This window comes from Endozoicomonas sp. OPT23 (genome assembly GCF_009653635.1).
Lineage (GTDB): Bacteria > Pseudomonadota > Gammaproteobacteria > Pseudomonadales > Endozoicomonadaceae > Endozoicomonas_A.
In genome coordinates this window covers 838,702-859,088 of sequence record NZ_PPFD01000003.1, presented here as the reverse complement: position 1 = coordinate 859,088, position 20,387 = coordinate 838,702, and the positions used below count along the sequence as shown (strand labels likewise).

General features: G+C 47.6%; 18 protein-coding genes. 11 read left to right on the top strand and 7 right to left on the bottom strand.

What is annotated here, in order from left to right:
• The first annotated feature begins 189 nt into the window (after window positions 1-189).
• On the top strand, window positions 190-1,458 hold the full coding sequence (locus EOPP23_RS09690; protein ID WP_194842559.1) for a hypothetical protein: 1,269 nt from the start codon (window positions 190-192) through the stop codon (window positions 1,456-1,458).
• 71 nt (window positions 1,459-1,529) lie between these two features.
• Here EOPP23_RS09690 and rpmG read toward each other — a convergent pair whose 3' ends face one another.
• The 3 genes from rpmG to radC form a co-directional block, all read right to left on the bottom strand.
• Window positions 1,530-1,697, bottom strand: coding sequence for a 50S ribosomal protein L33 (rpmG, locus tag EOPP23_RS09685; RefSeq protein WP_153765738.1), 168 nt, complete (start codon window positions 1,695-1,697; stop codon window positions 1,530-1,532).
• Window positions 1,698-1,716: 19 nt separating this feature from the next.
• Window positions 1,717-1,953 carry a 50S ribosomal protein L28 gene (gene rpmB / locus EOPP23_RS09680; protein WP_153765737.1) on the bottom strand — a complete coding sequence of 79 codons (237 nt, stop codon included), beginning with the start codon at window positions 1,951-1,953 and terminating at the stop codon, window positions 1,717-1,719.
• Between the two features lie 279 nt (window positions 1,954-2,232).
• Window positions 2,233-2,958 (bottom strand): DNA repair protein RadC, encoded by a 726-nt coding sequence (radC, locus tag EOPP23_RS09675; protein ID WP_153765736.1) that lies wholly within the window; start codon window positions 2,956-2,958, stop codon window positions 2,233-2,235.
• A gap of 83 nt (window positions 2,959-3,041) precedes the next feature.
• Between radC and coaBC the strand changes: the two genes are divergently transcribed.
• From coaBC to slmA, 4 genes are all read left to right on the top strand, one after another.
• The gene (gene coaBC, locus EOPP23_RS09670; protein ID WP_153765735.1) at window positions 3,042-4,271 is read left to right on the top strand and encodes a bifunctional phosphopantothenoylcysteine decarboxylase/phosphopantothenate--cysteine ligase CoaBC; all 1,230 of its coding nucleotides are present in this window, start codon (window positions 3,042-3,044) and stop codon (window positions 4,269-4,271) included.
• A gap of 9 nt (window positions 4,272-4,280) precedes the next feature.
• Window positions 4,281-4,736 carry a dUTP diphosphatase gene (gene dut, locus EOPP23_RS09665; RefSeq protein ID WP_153765734.1) on the top strand — a complete coding sequence of 152 codons (456 nt, stop codon included), beginning with the start codon at window positions 4,281-4,283 and terminating at the stop codon, window positions 4,734-4,736.
• Window positions 4,737-4,973: 237 nt separating this feature from the next.
• Window positions 4,974-5,879, top strand: a complete 906-nt coding sequence (argB, locus tag EOPP23_RS09660; protein ID WP_153765733.1) for an acetylglutamate kinase — start codon at window positions 4,974-4,976, stop codon at window positions 5,877-5,879.
• Between the two features lie 16 nt (window positions 5,880-5,895).
• A complete protein-coding gene (gene slmA / locus EOPP23_RS09655; protein ID WP_153765732.1) occupies window positions 5,896-6,486 on the top strand; it encodes a nucleoid occlusion factor SlmA in 591 nt (196 codons plus the stop codon).
• An 86-nt stretch (window positions 6,487-6,572) separates the two neighbouring features.
• On the opposite strand, the gene EOPP23_RS09650 is transcribed toward slmA, so the two are convergent.
• Window positions 6,573-7,547, bottom strand: coding sequence for a hypothetical protein (locus EOPP23_RS09650; protein WP_153765731.1), 975 nt, complete (start codon window positions 7,545-7,547; stop codon window positions 6,573-6,575).
• Entirely contained in the window at window positions 7,544-8,188 is a 645-nt protein-coding gene (gene pyrE, locus EOPP23_RS09645) for an orotate phosphoribosyltransferase (protein WP_153765730.1), read from the bottom strand. Before pyrE ends, EOPP23_RS09650 begins: the two co-directional genes overlap by 4 nt.
• Window positions 8,189-8,760: 572 nt before the next feature.
• Between pyrE and EOPP23_RS09640 the strand changes: the two genes are divergently transcribed.
• Window positions 8,761-9,537 carry an exodeoxyribonuclease III gene (locus EOPP23_RS09640; RefSeq protein ID WP_153765729.1) on the top strand — a complete coding sequence of 259 codons (777 nt, stop codon included), beginning with the start codon at window positions 8,761-8,763 and terminating at the stop codon, window positions 9,535-9,537.
• 89 nt (window positions 9,538-9,626) lie between these two features.
• Here EOPP23_RS09640 and rph read toward each other — a convergent pair whose 3' ends face one another.
• Window positions 9,627-10,355 (bottom strand): ribonuclease PH, encoded by a 729-nt coding sequence (gene rph / locus EOPP23_RS09635; RefSeq protein WP_153765728.1) that lies wholly within the window; start codon window positions 10,353-10,355, stop codon window positions 9,627-9,629.
• A gap of 230 nt (window positions 10,356-10,585) precedes the next feature.
• On the opposite strand from rph, the gene EOPP23_RS09630 reads away from it, so the two are divergent.
• The 4 genes from EOPP23_RS09630 to EOPP23_RS09615 all read left to right on the top strand — a co-directional run bounded on the left by EOPP23_RS09630 (window position 10,586) and on the right by EOPP23_RS09615 (window position 16,117).
• Window positions 10,586-11,449, top strand: coding sequence for a YicC/YloC family endoribonuclease (locus EOPP23_RS09630; RefSeq protein WP_153765727.1), 864 nt, complete (start codon window positions 10,586-10,588; stop codon window positions 11,447-11,449).
• A gap of 238 nt (window positions 11,450-11,687) precedes the next feature.
• Complete coding sequence (locus EOPP23_RS09625; protein ID WP_153765726.1) at window positions 11,688-14,387, top strand: S8 family peptidase; 2,700 nt, start codon at window positions 11,688-11,690, stop codon at window positions 14,385-14,387.
• Window positions 14,388-14,514: 127 nt separating this feature from the next.
• Window positions 14,515-15,132, top strand: coding sequence for a guanylate kinase (gene gmk, locus EOPP23_RS09620; RefSeq protein ID WP_153765725.1), 618 nt, complete (start codon window positions 14,515-14,517; stop codon window positions 15,130-15,132).
• Window positions 15,133-15,361: 229 nt separating this feature from the next.
• Window positions 15,362-16,117, top strand: coding sequence for a hypothetical protein (locus tag EOPP23_RS09615; RefSeq protein ID WP_153765724.1), 756 nt, complete (start codon window positions 15,362-15,364; stop codon window positions 16,115-16,117).
• A 137-nt stretch (window positions 16,118-16,254) separates the two neighbouring features.
• Here the strand turns inward: EOPP23_RS09615 and EOPP23_RS09610 are convergent, their stop codons facing one another.
• On the bottom strand, window positions 16,255-18,033 hold the full coding sequence (locus EOPP23_RS09610) for an aminopeptidase P family protein (RefSeq protein WP_153765723.1): 1,779 nt from the start codon (window positions 18,031-18,033) through the stop codon (window positions 16,255-16,257).
• Window positions 18,034-18,214: 181 nt separating this feature from the next.
• Between EOPP23_RS09610 and EOPP23_RS09605 the strand changes: the two genes are divergently transcribed.
• The gene (locus EOPP23_RS09605) at window positions 18,215-20,338 is read left to right on the top strand and encodes a choice-of-anchor I family protein (protein WP_153765722.1); all 2,124 of its coding nucleotides are present in this window, start codon (window positions 18,215-18,217) and stop codon (window positions 20,336-20,338) included.
• Window positions 20,339-20,387: the final 49 nt, after the last annotated feature.

The window sequence follows — 20,387 nt, the reverse complement described above, 5'->3', positions numbered from 1 at the left end:
GGAAAGGGAGAATAAGCAGATGTCGATCATATTGAATTTGGTCTGCACGATAGCTCTGTCAGCGTTGCAATTATACAGAAATCAGAGTGTACGGCATTCTTGAAGTGTTAATTCAGTCTTATGGTTGGGCCAGAGTGTGCTTTCCTGAAGCACTGTCGAATCCGAATTATTCTGATGGTAGGTGAAGTAATGCCAGAGACAGGTATTTTTGGCAGTATTCGAGATGCGCTTTTTGGACACACTCAGTCCAATGCTGTGGGTGTACAGCTCGCTGAAATGGCTGATGCACGACAAGGCGCTCTTTATTTTCTGGGTAATACCGAGTTCGTGCCTTACCCAAAACCATTCTCTGTAACGTCCTCTGTTTTGACTGGGATGTTTGGCAGTACCGTGTTTCTGGAAGATATATCAACTCTGTCTTCTAAATTGACAGCCAAAGCAGGCGAACTCGGCAGTGGTTTTGCTCAGGGGCTTGCAAGTGCTGGAGGTGCTCTGGGAGAGTTTGCGCACAAGATTGATGAGCAGATTTCAACCTTGTTTATGAATGTGCTTAACAAGCTGGCCTCTGTCTTTGGGCGCTACAGTGAAACCATTCGGGAAAAACTGCGTTCGCTTTCTCCTTCCATTCTGGGAGCTATAGCAGGAAAAATTATTGGCCTGATACCTGGCTGGAGCTATGTGAAATCTGCCTCCGCTATTTATCAGGGAGCCCGGCAGGCGGTATCCAGTGTTTATACGTTCTTCTCGCAAGTCTGGAGTGGTTATGATGTAGAGCTGTTAGGTGGTCATCCTTCCATTATTGCTAATGCTATGGCTCGTCATTCACTGGCCAGTGCGGCCTGTGGAGCAAAAAATGCAGCTATAGAAACGACTACAACGGCTCTGACCATTACCGGCGATCTGGCTGGCATGGCAGGAACTATTGTCAGTGTACTTAAAACGGTTCTGACTGCTGTTATTAATTTTATTGAAGGTGCTGTTCAGAAGTATCTGGTGAAGAAAACTCTGAAAGAGGCAGAAGAAGACTGGAAGATTCGAGAGTCCTCCCGTTCAATGATTTACAATCATGAAGCTTTTTCCAGATGGTTTCAGAAGGCCGTAATCCCCTGCCCTGTGCTGGCAGCAATCACTCTTAACTCAGGTTTTGTGGCGCACCCCTATCGGTTTCTTAAACTGTTAGATGCAGATAACACCCTTAAGTCCGAGGCTGACTTTGCTAAAGGAACACAGCATATCAACAAGCTGAAAAAGATCAGCAAAGACTACATCACTTCTTACGTGAAAGAGTATGAGATGAGATTTAGCGGCAAGGATGCTTTGGTCAGTGCCCGGCTGAATGATGTGATATTAGGAAAAGCCTATCCGACACCACCACCGGTATTTGCCACTAAGCCTGTTCAGTTAACAAAAACAGGAAATGAAGGCACTGCGGATGACTGGGAAAATCTGGAAGACTGACAAATTGTCTGGAAGGGAAGAAAGGAAAAGCTGGCCCGATAGAACATCGGGCCTGAGTAGAACACAAGATCTTACTTGATCTTGTATTCCTTGTACTCAACGTGCTTGCGTACAACTGGATCGTATTTCTTGAATACCATCTTGTCTGGAGTGTTACGCTTGTTCTTGGTAGTGGTGTAGAAGTGACCAGTACCAGCGCTGGAAACCAGCTTGATCTTTTCGCGAATACCTTTAGCCATTTTCGTATGCTCCCGCTATTTAGACTTTTTGACCGTTAGCACGCAGATCAACCAGAATGGCGTCGATGCCTTTCTTGTCGATGATACGCATGCCTTTAGCGGATACACGCAGACGAACGAAACGCTTTTCGCTCTCTACCCAGAAACGCTTGTGGTGCAGGTTTGGCACGAAACGACGCTTGGTCTTGTTGTGCGCGTGGGAAACGTTGTTCCCGGAAACCGGGCGCTTGCCGGTAACCTGACAAACTTTGGACATAGTGGTGGCCTCTCAAACCAAAAATCCAGCCATGAGGCCGGAGGATTCCGTTGTTCGTTATCGGGCAGGGCTGCCCCATTGGTTACAGAGCAAAAACTCTCAGCAGCTACCCATATACAAAGACCGCGCTTTATACCAAAGTCAAGGCGAAGGCGCAAGTTTCCCCCCACGGGCAAAACTCCGTAGTTAAGCGCAAAGCCTTATGCATCAAAGCCTTCAGTAAATAGTGCGGATCTTCCGAAATCGCGGATCAGGAGCAGGACTCCTGAATAAAACGCTCTAAATTAAACCAAGTTCTGCCAAAGATACAACCTCGCCTTTACCGATAACCATATGGTCGAGAAGACGTATGTCGAGCAATTTTAACGCATCACGGATTTCATGAGTGATGCGAACGTCAGCTTCACTGGGCTCGGGATCACCTGAAGGGTGGTTGTGACTGATGATCACCGCCGCTGCATTGAGCTCCAGAGCTCGCTTCACTACTTCCCTCGGATAGATGACAGCACTGTCGAGTGTTCCTTGAAACAGGGTCTCCAGTGCCAGCACTCTATGACGAGCGTCCAGAAACAGGCAGGCAAACTCTTCTCTCTGTAATCCTCGGAAGTGCAGTTGCAGGTACTGTCGTGTTGCCGTTGGACTGTTAATGACATTCTTTTCTGCCATGCGTTGAGAAAGCACCCGCTGACAGATTTCCAGAATAGCGCTAAGTTCAGCAACCTTGGCTTGCCCTAACCCTTTTATCCTGGAGAGTTGCTGCTGACTGGCGGAGAGCAAACCGTCCAGAGAATCAAAGTGGTGAAGTAGCTGTCTGGATAGGGTCAGTACGTGTGTACCTCGATACCCTGTCCTTAGCAGAATAGCTAACAGCTCTGCATCGGACAGTACTTGCGCCCCCTGCCCCAGCAACTTTTCTCTTGGGCGTTCATTTTTTGGAATCTCATGTAGGGAGTTTGGCGTATCTAAATGAGAACTGGCAGTCTGGTATTGAGCGTCGTTGCTCATGCTTTATTCGCCCGGCTGTTATCCTGATGGCATTTCAGACACAATAAATGCCATAAAATTCCCAATGATGTTCAGGACAATCCATGCAACGTTTGAACAATAAGCGCGTCCTGCTCGGCGTATCCGGTGGCATAGCTGCCTATAAAAGCGCAGAGCTGATCCGTTTGCTCAGCAAGCAGGGTGCGGACGTTCGTGTCGTTATGACCAAAGGCGCCTGTGAATTTATTACTCCACTGACATTACAGGCACTATCCGGTAATCCGGTTCACCTTGACCTGCTGGATGCAAAAGCCGAAGCAGGCATGGGGCATATTGAGCTGGCCCGCTGGGCGGATGTCATTCTTGTCGCACCGGCAACGGCCAATATTATTGCCCAGATGGCCAATGGTCAGGCAGGAGACCTGCTGACTACTCTCTGTCTGGCAACCAGCGCGCCAACCTGTATCGCGCCTGCGATGAATCAGGGCATGTATCTGGATGAAGCGACCCAGACAAACATTGAACTGCTGAGAGAAAAAGACGTTCGTGTTTTTGGTCCTGCCGACGGTACGCAGGCCTGCGGTGATGTTGGCCCGGGCAGAATGCTGGAGCCGGAACAACTGGCTGAACACGTTGCTGATGTTTTCAGCCGTGAACTGCTTACCGGTCGTAAGGTTCTTATTACGGGTGGACCGACTCAGGAAGCCATTGACCCGGTTCGTTATATCTCTAACCACAGTTCCGGCAAGATGGCCTTTGCTCTCGCTACAGCAGCTGTAGAAGCGGGTGCCAGCGTGACGCTGGTGAGTGGGCCGGTAAACCTGCCAACACCTGACAGAATTAATCGTGTGGACATACTGAGCGCCCGTGAGATGCATCAGGCAGTACACGACAACATGAAAGGTACGGATATCTTTATTGGTTGTGCGGCAGTGTGCGACTATCGTCCGGCTGAGATCATGAAAGACAAGATCAAGAAGAATCCGGATGATCCTTCAGAGACTCTGGAAATTAAACTGGTAAAGAACCCTGATATTGTCTCTTCTGTTGCAGACTTAAAGGAACGACCTTTTGTCGTAGGTTTTGCCGCTGAAACTCAGAATGTACTGGGTTACGCCGCAGACAAACTTCGTCGTAAAAAACTCGATTTGATTGTTGCCAACGATGTCTCTGATGACGAAATTGGTTTCAGCAGCGACAATAACGAAATCACTGTGCTGGGTGACGATTTTGAAGAGCCTATGTCGCGGGCATCCAAAACGGTTCTGGCTCGGAAGATTGTCAAAGTTGTGGCTCAACGTTTCGAGTCCGAGAACGGAACAGGGAAAGAATAAGGAAACTCTATGAAAGCCATTAAAACCAAAATCCTCGATAGTCGCCTGGGCGGTGAATTTCCTTTGCCAGCGTACGCTACTGAAGGTTCAGCAGGTATTGACCTGAGAGCTATGCTGGATGAGCCGTTAACCCTCGAACCTAGCCAGACACAACTGCTGCCAACAGGTATGGCCATTCATATTGCGGATCCGTCTCTGGCAGCCATGATTCTTCCCCGTTCAGGTCTTGGCCACAAGCACGGTATTGTTCTGGGTAATCTGGTAGGACTGATCGACTCCGATTATCAGGGGCAGTTAATGGTCTCCTGCTGGAATCGTGGTAATACTACTTTCACCGTTGAGCCTGGCGAGCGTATTGCGCAGCTGGTTCTGGTTCCCGTGATTCAAGGTAAGCTGGAAATCGTTGAGAGCTTTGAAGAGACTGACCGCGGTGCCGGTGGTTTCGGCCACTCTGGAACTAAATAACAGTCGTTTTCAGGCTGTTTGATACCAGTGAATGTCTTTTGTAATCCGTTTGAAGGACATTCACTCGCTTTACCTGATCTGCTAACCTGCACTTTCGCACAGCCACCACCAACAATAAGAGCGCAATTTTCAGCCAAAAAGATATGAACTGCTTTTTATCGAAATGAAAATTCGATGAGAGAGTAGCTTTGGCAAGAATGCGTAATATTGCTGTGCATGACAGACGTCGGAGGAGTAATGGAGAACACTGTTCAGCTGCCACTGCAGGATCGAGCTCAGGTCTTAACCGAGGCTTTGCCTTATCTGCAGCGATACGCCGGTAAAACCATCGTCATCAAGTACGGTGGCAATGCTATGGAGAGCGAAGAGCTTAAGAAAACCTTCGCTGTTGGCGTAGTTATGCTGAAAGCTGTGGGTATTAACCCTGTCGTTGTTCATGGCGGCGGCCCCCAGATAGGCTCCATGCTCGAACGCCTGAATCTGAAAACCGAATTTGTTCAGGGGATGCGTGTAACCGATTCCAGTACCATGGACGTGGTTCAGATGGTGCTCGGTGGCCTGGTGAACAAGGAAATCGTTACCCTGATTAATGGTCACGGTGGTCGTGCTGTGGGTATTACCGGTAAAGATGGCCGTTTTATCAAGGCGAAGAAGCTTAAGGTTTCCCGCAAGACGCCTGAAATGTCAGCGCCTGAAATCATTGATATTGGCCATGTCGGTGAAGTCGAGAAAATAGACACCAGCATTATTGAAATGTTGCAGAACTCTGACTTTATTCCTGTTATTGCCCCTATCGGGGTGGACGACACTGGCGCTTCATATAACATTAATGCCGATCTGGTTGCCGGTTGTCTGGCAGAAGCTCTGGATGCAGAGAAGTTGCTACTGTTGACGAATACGGTGGGTCTGCTCGACAAGGAAGGTGAGCTGCTGACGGGCCTTGATGCCGGGCAGGTAGAAACCCTGATTGCCGATGGCACCATCTATGGCGGTATGCTGCCAAAGATACAATGTGCGCTCAGCGCAGTGAATAACGGGGTTAATAGAGCCCATATCATCGATGGCCGGGTTCCCCACGCCCTGCTACTGGAACTTTTGACTGATCAGGGGGTTGGAACCCTTATTACCAGTGATCAGTCGTAAATGGTATTGAGAAGTAATGGATAAACCCAGGAAAATTTCCCGCAAGGATCAGATTCTGCAGGCACTGGCCCATATGCTGGAGAATGCGCCTGGAGAAAGGATAACAACGTCTTCTTTGGCGAAGGAAGTTGGGGTATCAGAAGCTGCTCTGTACAGGCACTTCCCCAGCAAAGCCAAGATGTTTGAGGGCTTGATTGAGTTTATCGAAGAAGCGCTATTTTCCCGAATCGGTATGATTCTGGAAAGTGAATCAACGGCTCTGGCTCGTTGTGAAAAGATTTTGACGCTGCTGGTGGGCTTTTGTGAGAAGAACCCGGGTTTGACTCGTATTCTTACTGGTGATGCTCTGGCGGGTGAACCGAACCGCCTGAGGCAGCGGGTGGCCAAACTCTTTGAGCGTCTGGAAACCCAGATCAAACAGATTCTGAGAGAAGCGGAGCTGAATGAAGGTTTGCGTACACGCTCTACACTGAACACAACAGCAAACCTTCTGCTGTCGACAGCAGAAGGTCGAATTTGCCAGTACGTGCGCAGTGAATTCAAGAGAAAGCCAACGGAAAACTGGCAGCTTCAGTGGGAGTGTCTGTCGGAAGTCGTATTCAGATAACCATTGCCACAATAGCCACAAGTAAAAAAGGCCGGAGTTTCTAGAAAACTTCCGGCCTTTTTGTTTAACGCTGAAACAGATACTGCTTAAGGACGTGTAAGTGTCATCAGATTGCCATTAAAGACGACCTGCAATTTTCTTTTGTCTGCTTCCAGTACTGTAGCCAGTTTTTCCTCTGAAACCCGATATTCGTCGGTTGAGCCTCGTGAGGTAGTGACTTTACGCTGGTTTATCAGGAAAACAATCTGACTGCCTTTTAGTTTCCAGGTGCCGAAGCTTTCAGTGCGTTCAGAAGTTCCAAGAACCTGACTTCTGATCAGAGCTCTGCCATTTTCTTCCAGGTCCCAGTCGAGCCAGAAATTGTCTCTATTGCGCCATTCGCCTTGCAAGAGGGTATCGGACAAGTCAGATATGTGCTTTGTATCAGTTGTGATTTTCTTATGTTTCAGGAGCACAGCAAGACGTTTGATGTCTTTCTCTACAGAGTAACGAGTATGCTCTATATCTTTATCGAGTTTGTTTTTTTCCCGCAGTATTTTAGCGATACCTTGTTCGGATGCAGAAATTTCACCCGCTAATTGGTCATTAACTTCCCGGCCAGCGGCTTTGATTCGATCAGCGTGCTCATTTTTCTTATCAAGGCTCTTTTGAGCTCTGAGCGCGGCACCATCAAGCAGCTCTATCTGAACCTTGATCTCATCAATTCGACGCTCCATTTCATTGCGAGCTTCATCTGTGGATGAATATTGCTGAAGGAGTTCGAAATCACGTGTCCGTCGAGCTTCAATCTGCTTAAGTTTGGCCTCTTCTTTTCTTAAAGAGGCTTTCCCTTCATCGGAAAGTTTGGGAGAAAAAACCTCTAATATGCGTCCGTGCCTGTCTATTATTTCATAGCCACTATCTACACTGCCTGGAGGCAAGTTCGTCGCAATTACCGTTACACCTTCGCTATTGGTATAACGGTAGAGGTTCTGTGTTTTTTTAGCCCCAGAGGCTTTCTGTGCCTGAACAGGCACAGAAAGCGCTAAAGAAAAGAGTGTGAAAATAATAGCAAGCTTCATGAGATCCCGTATTCTTCCCTGTATTTCCTGATATCTGGAGCATACTCTTTTATAGCTTCATTTTCTTCTGCGTATTTCAACAGGTCATTCAGGCTGACAATACTGATCACAGGTATGCCGAACTCTTTTTCAACTTCCTGAATAGCAGACAGTTCTCCCTTACCTCGCTCCTGACGGTCCAGAGCGATCATAACGGCAGCTGGTTTGGCTTCTGTGCCATCCATGATCTGCATGACTTCGCGAATTGCGGTTCCAGCAGTAATCACATCGTCGACAATGACCGCTTTTCCTGCCAGAGGTGCGCCAACGATATTACCACCTTCGCCATGGTCTTTAGCTTCCTTGCGGTTAAAGCACCAGGGGGTGTTCAGCTGGTGATGTTGGGAAAGAGCCATGGCAGTGGCAGTAGCGAGAGGAATACCTTTGTAGGCGGGTCCAAATAGAATGTCGAAATCTACGCCTGAGTTAACCAGAGCCTGAGCATAAAAGCGTCCCAGCTTGTCCATGGCTTCGCCGGTGTTGAAAAGGCCGGCGTTAAAGAAGTAAGGAGATTTGCGCCCGGATTTCAGGGTGAATTCGCCAAAACGGATAACATTCTGGCTGAGGGCAAAATCAAGAAACTCTTTCTGGTAGTTGAGCATTGAACGGGTGCCTGTTCTTGTGGTTTTGCAGCTATTCTAACGTGAAAAAAATTATTTGCTTTTCAAAGACGAAAAAAATGCACAAACTCCTTGCTCATCATGGAACCCGTCTACAGTTAAGGGCGGATCGAGAAAGCTTCCTGGTTGTGCGCACTGTCCGATTAAGATAATGATCTGCACTTCCTGAGTATGGGTAGCCTGAAGGCTTGAGTAAAAAAAGAACGGGACACTGTATGTTGTGACAGCATTTACACGGATAAACATCGTGGCGGTGACCCTGTATCATTTCTTGTTACAATTCCCCCTTTACTGAGCTCTGCCGTTATTTGCCATAAAAATGCCAATGTCAGGCAGGCGTTCTTTTATGGTGTGCCATAAGCCAGCAGACTGGTTTGTGGTTGTTTGTTTCAGTCGAATTTGACTGAGTATGGCTGTATTTTTCAGCTTTAATATTCGGCAGTGGCCGGTTATACCTGATGAAAGCGACTTCTGACCTATATTCACAGGAGAACGTCTGGCAGGTATTTTGCTTAATGCCCAGCTGATCAGGTTGTGGCAAGGTGTAGTCAATAATGAGAGTTATCAGTTTTAATTGCGAAGGCATCAAAAACGCACAAGAAAAAGGTCTGTTTGACTGGCTGGCCGAGCAGGATGCAGACGTTATTTGCCTTCAGGATATCCGCGAAGATGAAATGGCCATGGAGCGTGACCGCTTCCAGTTAGACGGCTATTTCTGCTATTCCTATGGCGGCTATAACAGAGAAGAAAAAGGCGGTGTGGCGATTTATACACGTCAGGCGCCTAAAGCAATCATCAGTGGTCTTGGCTTCCCTGAAGCGGATGAAACGGGTCGTTATCTACAGGCTGATTTTGACAAGATCAGCATTGCCAGCATGTATGTTCCGGAAGGACATGATGAAGAGAGTCAGGATTTCAAATACCGTTTCCTGGACAACTACTCATACCATCTGAACAAGCAGCGTCGTAAGCGTCGTGAGTTCATCATGGCAGGTACCTGGAACATTGCTCACCGCAAGGTCGATGTAAACAGCTGGCGTGAGTCTGAAGAACTGTCCGGCTTTAAACCTGCTGAACGTGCATGGATGGAAGGTCTGCTGGGTGATATGGGCTTTGTCGATGCATACCGTGAAGTGGATCGTGAGTCCGGCAAGTACAGCTGGTGGGCAGATGAGCATCTGCGTCACGACAATCTGGGCATGAGAATCGACTATCAGGTGATTACAGCCGGTATGCGTAGTCGTGTTCTGAATGGCGGTATCTACAGTAACCAGCCGTTCTCCAACCATGCTCCGGTTATTATCGACTATGACTGGGAACTGGGTATCTGATGCTTTTCAGTTAAAGCTTTCCAGATCAAAAGAAAAAGGCTGCAATATTTGCAGCCTTTTTTGTATGCAGCTTTTTTATGAGAGAGTTCTTACTCGTCTACGCTGCCCAGCGCTTTCTTCTGCAGCTCTACCAGTTCATCAATACCTGACTTGGCCAGTGCCAGCATGGCCGTCATTTCATTGTGGCTGAACGGAGCTGCTTCAGCGGTGCCCTGAACTTCGATAAAGCCGCCTTCTTCGTTCATTACCACATTCATGTCGGTATCGGCCTTGGAATCTTCCGGGTAGTCCAGATCAAGCACTGGAATGCCCTGATAAATACCCACGGAAACAGAAGCGATCATCTGGTTCAGAGGGTCGGTCTTGATCATCTTCTTGCGCTGCATGTAGCGAATAGCATCTACCAGAGCAACACAGGCACCGGTGATGGACGCAGTACGAGTGCCGCCATCAGCCTGAATAACGTCACAGTCGATGGTGATAGAATGTTCACCAAGCTGCTTAAGATCAACAGCCGCACGCAGGGAGCGGCCGATCAGACGCTGGATTTCCAGAGTACGTCCGCCCTGCTTACCACGGGATGCTTCACGGCCCATACGATCTGTCGTGGAACGAGGCAGCATGCCGTATTCTGCTGTCACCCAGCCCTGTCCCTTACCTTTCAGGAACCTTGGTACTGAACGCTCAACAGAAGCCGTGCAGATAACCTTGGTGTTGCCAAACTCGACCAGTACAGAGCCTTCGGCGTGCATGGTGTATTCACGAGTGATTTTAACTTCGCGTAACTGATCTGCAGTTCTTCCGCTTGGACGGCGCATTGGCTTACCTTTTTGACGGCAATAAAAAGCGGAATTATAACCAAGGCAGACTTACGAATGCAGCGTTAATCGACGGATAGCAATTTTATTTGCAGCCAAACTGCCGGATAATTACAGAATTCACTCCTGATGGCTTGCTGATGTTGCTGTAAAACAGCTATTGAAGCAGATCATGAGGACGGCCGCTTTCTGCTCAAGGCTGTTTTCACGAGCATACAAAAGAGATCATTATGACTGCCAGCATGACTGCATTTGCCAGAGTTCAGGTCCAGGAAGACTGGGGCAATCTGGTGTGGGAGATCCGTTCAGTCAACCATCGGTATCTGGAGCCACACTTCAGGCTGCCGGAACAGATGCGGGAAATAGAGCCTGCCTTGCGTGATTCCCTGAAAAAGTTTCTGCAACGTGGCAAGGTCGAGTGCTCTTTGAAGCTGCAGTTGGCAGAAGGCCAGCAGGGTTTTGGAGTTAATGAAGAAACCCTTGAAGAGTTGCAGTCAGCTGTCAATAAAGTGGAAAGCTGGTTTATCAACGCTTCCCGGGTCAACCCTCTGGAAGTACTGCGCTGGCCTGGTGTGATGGTCAATGAAGAAACCAGTCTTGTGCCTATCCACGAAGCCGCTAAAAAGGGCTTTGAAAAAGCGCTGGAACAACTGGCTGAAATGCGTCGTGGTGAAGGTCTGGAGTTGGATAAGTTTATTCAGCAGCGTCTGGACGGCATCAGTGAAGAAGCGGAAAAGGTGCGTGAGGTTCTGCCAGAGCTGCTGGCCCACCAACGTCAGAAGTTGCTCGATCGACTGGAGGAAGCAAAAGCCGAGTTGGATCCGGACCGTCTGGAGCAGGAAATGGTAATGCTGGCTCAGAAGATGGATGTGGATGAAGAGCTGGACCGTTTGGTAACTCATGTTGCTGAAGTCAAAAGAACGCTCGCCAAGAAAGGTGCAGTGGGTCGTAGACTGGACTTCCTGATGCAGGAACTGAATCGTGAAGCCAATACCTTGTCTTCCAAATCGAACAATGCGGGGCTGACTCAAACGGCCGTGAACCTGAAAGTTCTTATTGAGCAGATGCGCGAGCAAATCCAGAATATCGAATAAGAAACACTTCTTTTATTTCGACGGATTAACCTTATCTAAAGGTTAATCCGTCGAAGTCGACCAGCTGCCGGTTCCGGCAGATCAACCGTCTCTTCAATTCCATCCGATAGCCGCTTTAAAACTCAGCGGATAACTCTATGTACCTGGGTATACGAATTTTGGGGTTATTTGCCTGCGTAAGCGGGTCAATAACCGATTCAACATTCGACTATATCCAGACACTAATACGGATGGATTTATGTGGTCGTTCTCTTCAAGGAGTGAGGAGTTAGTAGGTCGGCTTAAAAGCGGTACTGCCTGCCTTGCAGCTTCGGTGTTTATTGGTTCTGCGTCATTCTCAGCTCAGGTCTTTTCCAAGCAAGCGTCAGATGTGGTGATTCAGCCAGGCGGCCTATCTAAGGAAACAGTACCTGAGGGAGAGGTAGAAGGACCCAAAGAACCAGAATCTCCGCAAGCGGAGGCTCCTTCAACAGGTGTGTCAACAGGTACAGCCAGTTCTATCATCGCAGGTAACAGCAAATGGTATGTGTTGCTCGGTGTCGCTGGCGCAGCTGCTGCCGGGGGCGGTGGCGGAGGAAGTAACGGCTCTTCTGATAATGGAACTAATAATTTGTTGGGCAATCCAAACCCAACACCTCTTTCCCCACAAGATCCACAGTACTTCAACACGACTGAATACCGCACTCGCTACGATTTGAACATGATCAACGCCAAAGAGGCTTACGCGAATATTTCAAGCTTGCCTGTTGGTGCACGGCAGGCAGGTGATGGAGTCACTATTGCGATACTGGATACCGGTGTCGACACCGACCATATCAACCTCAACGAAAGTATTGATCTGCCTAATTGCGGCACACAAACCTGTGACAACAACTATGGCGAGGAAGACTCCGGCAGCCACGGAACCCATGTAGCCGGTATAGCTGCTGCAGACAGAGACAGCACAGGGATGCACGGTGTCGCCTATAACGCAGATATTCTTTCCGGTTGTGCCAATATCAGTGGTGGCTGTGGAACGGCTTCGACAGCGTCTCTACTGAAGTGGTCAGCGGATCAGAATGCCAGAGTCGCCAATATGAGTTACGCCTACACCTACTCGTACGGCAGTAATCAGAAGCGAGTAGTCGTAAGGTCAGACTGGAGTCAGAGTGCTGTCCGTAATGTCAGCTTTGGTGAGCCTGGCAGCAGTAGGTATCAGGGTGTGCAAAGCGCACTCGAAAGAGGACTAGTTGGTGTCGTAGCGGCAGGTAACCACAATGTGGGTGGCTCATATCCAACAAAAACAGCCAACGTTGGTGTTTTGGCAGCCGCTCCTCTGGATTATTCCGGAACATCTATTGCCGAAGATTTGAACCTGCAATGGATTGCTGTTGTTAATGTAACTTCTAACAAACAACTCAGTAGCAGATCCCATGGTTGTGGCGAAGCAGCTCTATTCTGTTTGGCAGCGCCAGGAACGGGCATCTACTCAACAATACCCAATGACGGACATGGCTATAAATCCGGCACATCAATGGCTGCTCCACAGGTCAGTGGTGCCGTTGCGTTAGTAGCTGCCGCATTTCCTACCCTGCAATTGCCATCAAGCCATTCCTCTTCATACCTCTGTGACAGCAGTGATGCCAGAGCCAATAATGCCCAGTGTCACAGCAAGGCGGTGGTGAACAGAATTTTTGTGACCGCAGAGGATTTGGGTGAATCGGGAACAGACTCTGTTTATGGTCAGGGTCTTCTCGATCTGGAAGCCGCAACTGAGGTAATTGGGATTGCACAGCTTCGGTCGTCCAATGGACAGCAGGTGAACCTTGGTAACTCTGCGCTGACAGCATCCAAAGCTATGGGAGATTCTCTGAATGACCAGTTAGCTGACGTGCAGTTTATTGCCACTGACTCCTACGATAAGGCGGGTTTCGTTTATTCAGGTACTGCCTTGCTGGATGCTCAATCAGTAAGGAGTAACAAAACAGAAGACTATCTTGTAGCTTCAAGGCAACAGAAACTGACGAAAGTTGAGCTGACAGACCAACTAACCTATTCGTTCAGTCAGTCTGCTTCAGTGGATGATACAAGCTCTCCTGCTACAGTATTCAGCTATTCCTTTAGCGATGAGCAATCAGTTACCTTCAGTCGTGGATTGAATGCTGCGAACCAGTTTGGCTTGCTGGCTGATGACAGCCTATCTATTCAGTCTTTGACGTCTACAGAGGCTTTTGCCAACCCTTTCCAGAGCTTCAACAGTGCTGCGACGGGTGTCAGTCACGCAATGAAATTGAACGATGACTGGCAATTAAAGACAGGTGCGTTTCAATCTGTCAGAGAAAAAAGTAACGGTCGTTCGGGCAGCATGAGTGTTGAGTTCACCGGTTCGTTGAGCAAGAACCTTGAGCTGTCAGTAATGGCTGGTTATTTGAAAGAGAGCAAATCTTTGCTCGAAGCCAGAGGCGCTGGCTTATGGAACTTTGAACGTGGCAGTAGCACTCAATTTTATGGCATCAACCTGAGCTATCAGCTGCAGGGCAGCACCTACCTTCTGGCAGGTTATAACCAGGGAAACACTGAAGCTAGAGGTCTTTCTGATAGTTCATTCACTCATCAGCAAGGTGGTCTGATCAGTGATTCACTCAGTTTTGGTATGAAAACCAGTTTGGACATTGATACTAGTTTTGCGGCGTTCGTTACTCAGCCGATGGCCATCAGACAGGGAAGCTTGAGCCTGAACTTGCCAACAGGTTATCAGGGTAATCAACTCAGTTATGAAACAGTAGATCTCGACCTTTCTCCAGCGAGCAGGCAGACAGATTTTGAGCTGGTGATCAGAAGAGAGTTCAGGCAACACAATGCTTTCGGTAAGCTCAACCTTCTCAGAATCCATAACTCAGGCAATATTCGTGGTGCAAACGATACCGCGGCTATCCTGAATTTTGGTATTCGATTCTGATGCAGTGATGTTCTTCAGACCGGGTAAATTAATCGGGTCTGAAGACTTAGCTACTTGCCTCGATTGGTATCAGGTTATTATGTGTGTAAAGTAGCGCCCATTTTTCCACTGACGAATCCACACTCTTATGGCTAACAAAGGCAAGCTCTACATCATCGCAGCTCCCTCCGGTGCTGGTAAAACCAGTCTGGTAAAGGCAATGGTGGCTTCAACTCCTCACGTTAAAGTTTCTGTTTCTCACACCACACGCCCTATCCGTCCGGGTGAGGAAGATGGTGTGAACTACCACTTTGTCAGCAAGGATGAGTTCACTTCTGTGATGGGTCAGGGACATTTTCTGGAGCACGCTGAAGTTTTCGGTAACTTCTACGGCACTTCAGAAGTCTGGGTTCGTGAACAGATGGAACAGGGTGTTGACGTTATTCTTGAAATTGACTGGCAGGGTGCTGAGCAGGTGCGTCGTCTGATGCCGGAAGCGGTCAGTATCTTTATTCTACCACCTTCCAAGGAAGCTTTGCGTGAGCGCCTGATTGGTCGTCAGACTGATGATATGGAAGTGATTGAACGTCGTATGAGTGAAGCAGTGAGTGAAATGTCTCACTATGCCGAGTTTGACTATATCGTGATCAACGATGAATTCGATCTGGCTTTGAGAGACCTGCAAACCATCATTCGCAGCCGTCGTCTTTCTATTGGCTGGGTACAGCATTACAGAAATGACATGATTCAGGGGCTATTGAACTGATTTTTTGAGATTGCTTTCCTGAAACAAGCGTCAGCACAGAGCTATAAGTATCCAGATATACGAAACCATAAAATTTTTGCCCGCCTGAGGCGGGCAAAAAGTAATTTAAAATTTGACTGAGTATATCAACATGCTTGGTACTGTGATGACATCTGATCATAATCAAATGTGAATACCATCTTATTTAATTTGTTCTATTTTAAGGGCAATTACTTAAGAGATAATCACAATGAAACGTCTTATCCCACTACTGTTGTTGTCTTACATTTTTTCAATTTCTGCCTTTGCAAATCAACTGGGTATCGATTCGATATTCAATCATGTCAGTTGTGATGACATTACTTTCAGCAAAGGTGAAGAAATTGAATCTGATGCTCTGTGCGATGATGACCGAGCCAGTATTATTAGACAAGGAGAATGTGATCTGTTTCATAAGGCTTACTGGGATGTGGAGCGTGCTTGTGCGGATCTTCAAAGTGGGCTTTTACTGAGAGTTGTAGAAAACATATTGCCTGACTTGAGCCGATATATGCCTGTACTGATGAATGAGGTTGGGGCTCTTTCAAATCACTATTACACGCTGAAGCACACATGGCAGGATAGAAGAGTTACAGTAAATACTGCCGATTTTTTTAAAGCGGTGCGTGTTGATGATAATGAAGTGGTACAGCTTGCCAAAAAGCTAGTCGAGGCTTTGGAACTTTATAGTGCTGTTGAGTCCGTAGGAAGTCTGAGGTTTCAGGATCTGTTGAAACTCTTTCATGGGAGAGTAACCAGAGAAAGAAATTCTGAAAAAAGCTGCTCTGAATACTCTGACCGAGAATCAAAGGATCGTTGTGATGCATATCTGGCAAGTGTAGATCGTTTAGTATTGGAAGTTGAGCTACGCAAAGACTTTAAAGATGCTCTGGATCATTTGATATCTTTCCTGAAAGAACAATCTGTTGAAAAGCCTATACCTTATCCGAAAGGGGCAGCTTTATAAGTCCCAGTCATACGAACGCGAGGACAAATCGCAACTTAATGTTCGACTTAGTATGTCTACACACTAAAGCAGTCTTGAATCCAGAGCGCATTTTTTCATGTGCTCTGGACTTAACTCGATCCTTCGGAAATTGTTGCTTAGATAGCCACAGTCGCTTTCTTCAGCCACTCAAGATCATCACCTTTAAGTTCTCCAGACAGCTCTTTCAGAACCTTGGCGTGATAGTCATTCAGCCACTGAACTTCTTCAGCATTCAGCATACCCATAACCAGCGGGCGGGTATCGACAGGTGCCAGAGTCAGGTCGCGAAGACGGTAGAATTCACCAAAGTCTGAAGTAATGTCCTCTTCAACCAGCATGATATTTTCGATACGGATGCCATGCTTGCCATTACGGTACATGCCCGGCTCGTTGGTGATCAGCATACCTGGTTTCAAAGGCTCGTCGGTCCAGCGTGGGCTGACACTCTGTGGGCCTTCGTGAACATTCAGGAAGTAACCAACACCATGGCCTGTGCCGTGGTTGTAATTTTGCGCTTCCTGCCATGCAGGCTGGCGAGCCAGCATATCCAGCTGAAGACCACGGGTACCTTTGAGAAAGCGTGCGCGAGCCATGTTGATATGGCATTTCAGAACCAGTGTGTAGTCCTTCATTTCCTCGTCGGTCATCTCGCCGCAGGCAAACGTACGAGTGATGTCAGTGGTACCATCAGGGTACTGGGCACCGGAATCAACCAGCAGTAGACCTTTCTGTTTAACCGTAAAAGCAGATTCTTCACTGGCACGATAATGAATAATCGCACCGTGAGCAGCGTAGCCAGCAATGGTTGGAAAGCTTGGGCCTTTAAACTCTGGAGACTCGGCTCTGAACGCTTCAAGTTTCAGGTCAAGGTTTACTTCATCCACCTTGCCGATTCCAATGTTCTCTTCCAGCCAACGCATAAAGCGAACAATAGCGGCACCATCACGACGATGACAGTCTGCCATGCGGCTGATCTCAACACTGTTTTTAACCGCTTTCAGGTGTTTGGTTGGGCAGGCTTTTTCAATAGTATTAACGCTGGCAGGAATCGCTTCAATCAGCCAATTGTTGGTAGTTTGTGGATCAATCAGCAGTGACGTCTGGTCCAGAGTTTTCAGATGATCTGCAATAGCATCGTACGGCATCAGTTCAATGTTGGATGAATTTAATGCAGCCAGTGCGGGTGCTTCAATACGACTACTGTCTACAAACAGTTGAACCTTGTTGGCTGAAACCAGGCCGTAAGCCAGAAATACCGGATTACACTCAATGTCTGCACCGCGCAGGTTGAACAACCAGGCAATGGAGTCCAGGGCAGTGACCAGTGTGTGTGCTGCACCTGTTTCGGTCATCTTCTCACGAACTTCTGCCAGCTTCTCTTCACGGGTTTTACCGGCCATTTCGTCGGTGTGAAGGAATACCGGCGCAGCAGGCATGGCTGGTCTGTCAGTCCAGGCTGCATTCAACAGGTCCTGATCCGTTTTCAGCTGCAGCTTCTTGGCAGAAAGCTTGTTGGATAGGTCGCGGGTTTTTGCCAGCGTCATCACCTTACCGTCAAAACCTACTGTCTGGCCTTCTTCCAGAGACTCAACCAGCCATTTGCTGATAGAGGGAACGCCGGATTCACCGTCTTTCATCAGTTCAATGCCGGTGCCAGCCAGTTCCTGCTCTGCCTGAAGGAAGTAACGGCCATCGGTCCAGAGTGCAGCCTGTTCCTGAAGGATAACAACGGTGCCCGCAGAGCCGCTGAAGCCTGATAACCAGCCGCGGCCAGACCAGTGTTCAGCTGTGTACTCGCTTTCATGAGGGTCTGAGCCTGGAATAATCCAGGCATGAATGTCCTGACTTTTCATGGCGGACTGAAGAGCTGTGAGCTTTTCTGTGGTGGTCATCATAGAGAAGGAATTCCAGGGTACTTCGTGATTTATTCTTCAACTATAACCTTGATGCGGATCAATTCAAAAGATGGGGGTATAAGCCCGTTAATGAAACTGTCACTTTTCTGAAAACGAATTGATATGTCCCTGCAATAAACTGCCCGAGATATAAAAAATTACAACGGTTTAGGGTCTATCCATGCATATCAAAAAGCTTACTCTGGCAGTCTCTCTTATTACTGCAACTGTGATGACAGGTTGTGGAAGTAGCAGTAGCTCATCGACTCCTGTTCAATCTCAGCCTCAGAACCAGATAAAAACCGGGCAGTTTATTGATTCTGCCGTGGCGGGCTTGAGCTATAAAACAGAGACTCAGTCTGGTACTACAGATACAGAGGGCCGTTTTTCTTATCTGGATGAGGAAACGGTTGTCTTTTCTATTGGAGAACTTGATCTGCCTGAAGTAAAAGCAGGCCAGACGGTTACGCCATTGAATATTATGCAAACAACCAGCCTTCACGATGGCAGAGTTCAAAATCTGGCCAGACTGTTGCAAACTCTTGATGAAGACGAAAACCCTGACAATGGCATTACTATCCAATCTGATTTGTTAAGTGGTGGTAGTACGTTTGAGAACTGGGGGGATGAAACCGCTGTTTCTGATCTGATCGGTAAAGAACTGGTATCCAGAGGAAAGGCTTTCGAACATTTATCTGCTTCCATGCAGGCTTTGGAGAATCATGCCTCGATGACACTGGTTGGGCGTTATTCTGCGGGGCAGGCATTTGAAGAAGATGTATCAAGAGCTGAAATCGTAGACTTCCACAAGACTAGTAAAAGTATTCTGGTTATTAATGCTGAAGATAATACTGTGGATATTTTGAATGCTTCCGGCCTTACAGAAGAAGTTTTGATAAACCCGAAATCCAGCAGCAACCTTTTACGACGTTCACAGCTTAATGTGGGTGCTGATGTTCAGACTATCACTGCTGGAGGGGTTAATAGTGTTGCTGTCAGCGGTGGCCTGATGGCAGTAGCCGTTGAGAATAATGTGAAAACAGATCCGGGAGTCATCGCCTTCTATACCCTGAGCGAAACGGGTGAAGCCAGTTTCCTGAAAGAAGTAGCAGCCGGTGCGTTGCCCGATAACGTAGTGTTCAGCCCTGATGGAAAGTACGCTATTGCAGCTAATGAAGGTGAACCTACCAAGGATTACACCATTGATCCGGAAGGCAGTGTAACTATTATTCCTGTAGTAGAAGGAGTTCCTGCAAACTCTGGTATTCAGGTGAGTTTTGCAGAGTTTAACAAAGGCGAAGGTCGTAACAATGAACTTTCTTCAGATGTTCGTATTTCACACCCTGAAGCTTCTGTAGCTCAGGACCTTGAGCCTGAATATGTAACGGTTTCTGAAGACAGCAAAACGGCTTTTGTTTCCATGCAGGAAAATAATGCTATTGCCAGTATTGATCTGGATACACAGTATGTAAAAGCCATCTGGGGACTGGGAGCCAAGGATCACGGGCTGGACGGAAATGGTTTTGATGCCAGTAATAAAGACGACGTAACCAATATTGTTCCTCACGCGAATGTCTTTGGACTTTATATGCCCGACACTATTGCTGCTGTGAGTATTAATGGCACGGATTATATTTTGACGGCGAATGAGGGCGATTCAAGAGAATATGAGGGTGGAGATGCCAAGTATGTCGATGAAGAAAGAGTAGAGAAGCTCACCCTTGATGCCAATGTTTTTTCTAACCCAGATGAGTTGCAACAGGACGAAGCTCTTGGACGTTTAAAAGTCTTAACAACTCAAGGTGATACGGATAATAACGGTGAATTTGAGCAACTCTATTCATTCGGAGCCCGTTCTTTCTCTATCTTTAATGGACAAAGTGGTGAACTGGTTTTTGATTCTGGTGACGACTTTGAACAGATTACTGCTCTGACTCTAGGTGAAAACTTCAACAGTAATAATGATGAAAACAGTTCAGGTGACAGCCGTTCTGATGATAAAGGTCCGGAGCCGGAAGCATTGGCGGTGGGTCAGGTAAACGACAAAACTTATGCGTTTATCGGCCTGGAGCGTACAGGAGGCATCATGATGTACGACATCACTGACCCGACTGAACCAGATTTTGTTGAGTACACCATCAATCGTGACTTCAGTGTTGATCTGGAAAACGATCTGCAAAGTGCTGGTGATCTGGCACCTGAAGGTATGAAGTTTGTTGCTGCTGCTGATAGCCCTAGCGGAAATGCTTTGCTGATTGTGGGTAATGAAGTATCAGGGTCTACTACGGTTTATCAGATTAAGTGATCAGGCTTTCATTAATTTATATCAGGGGTGAGTTCTTCACCCCTTTTCA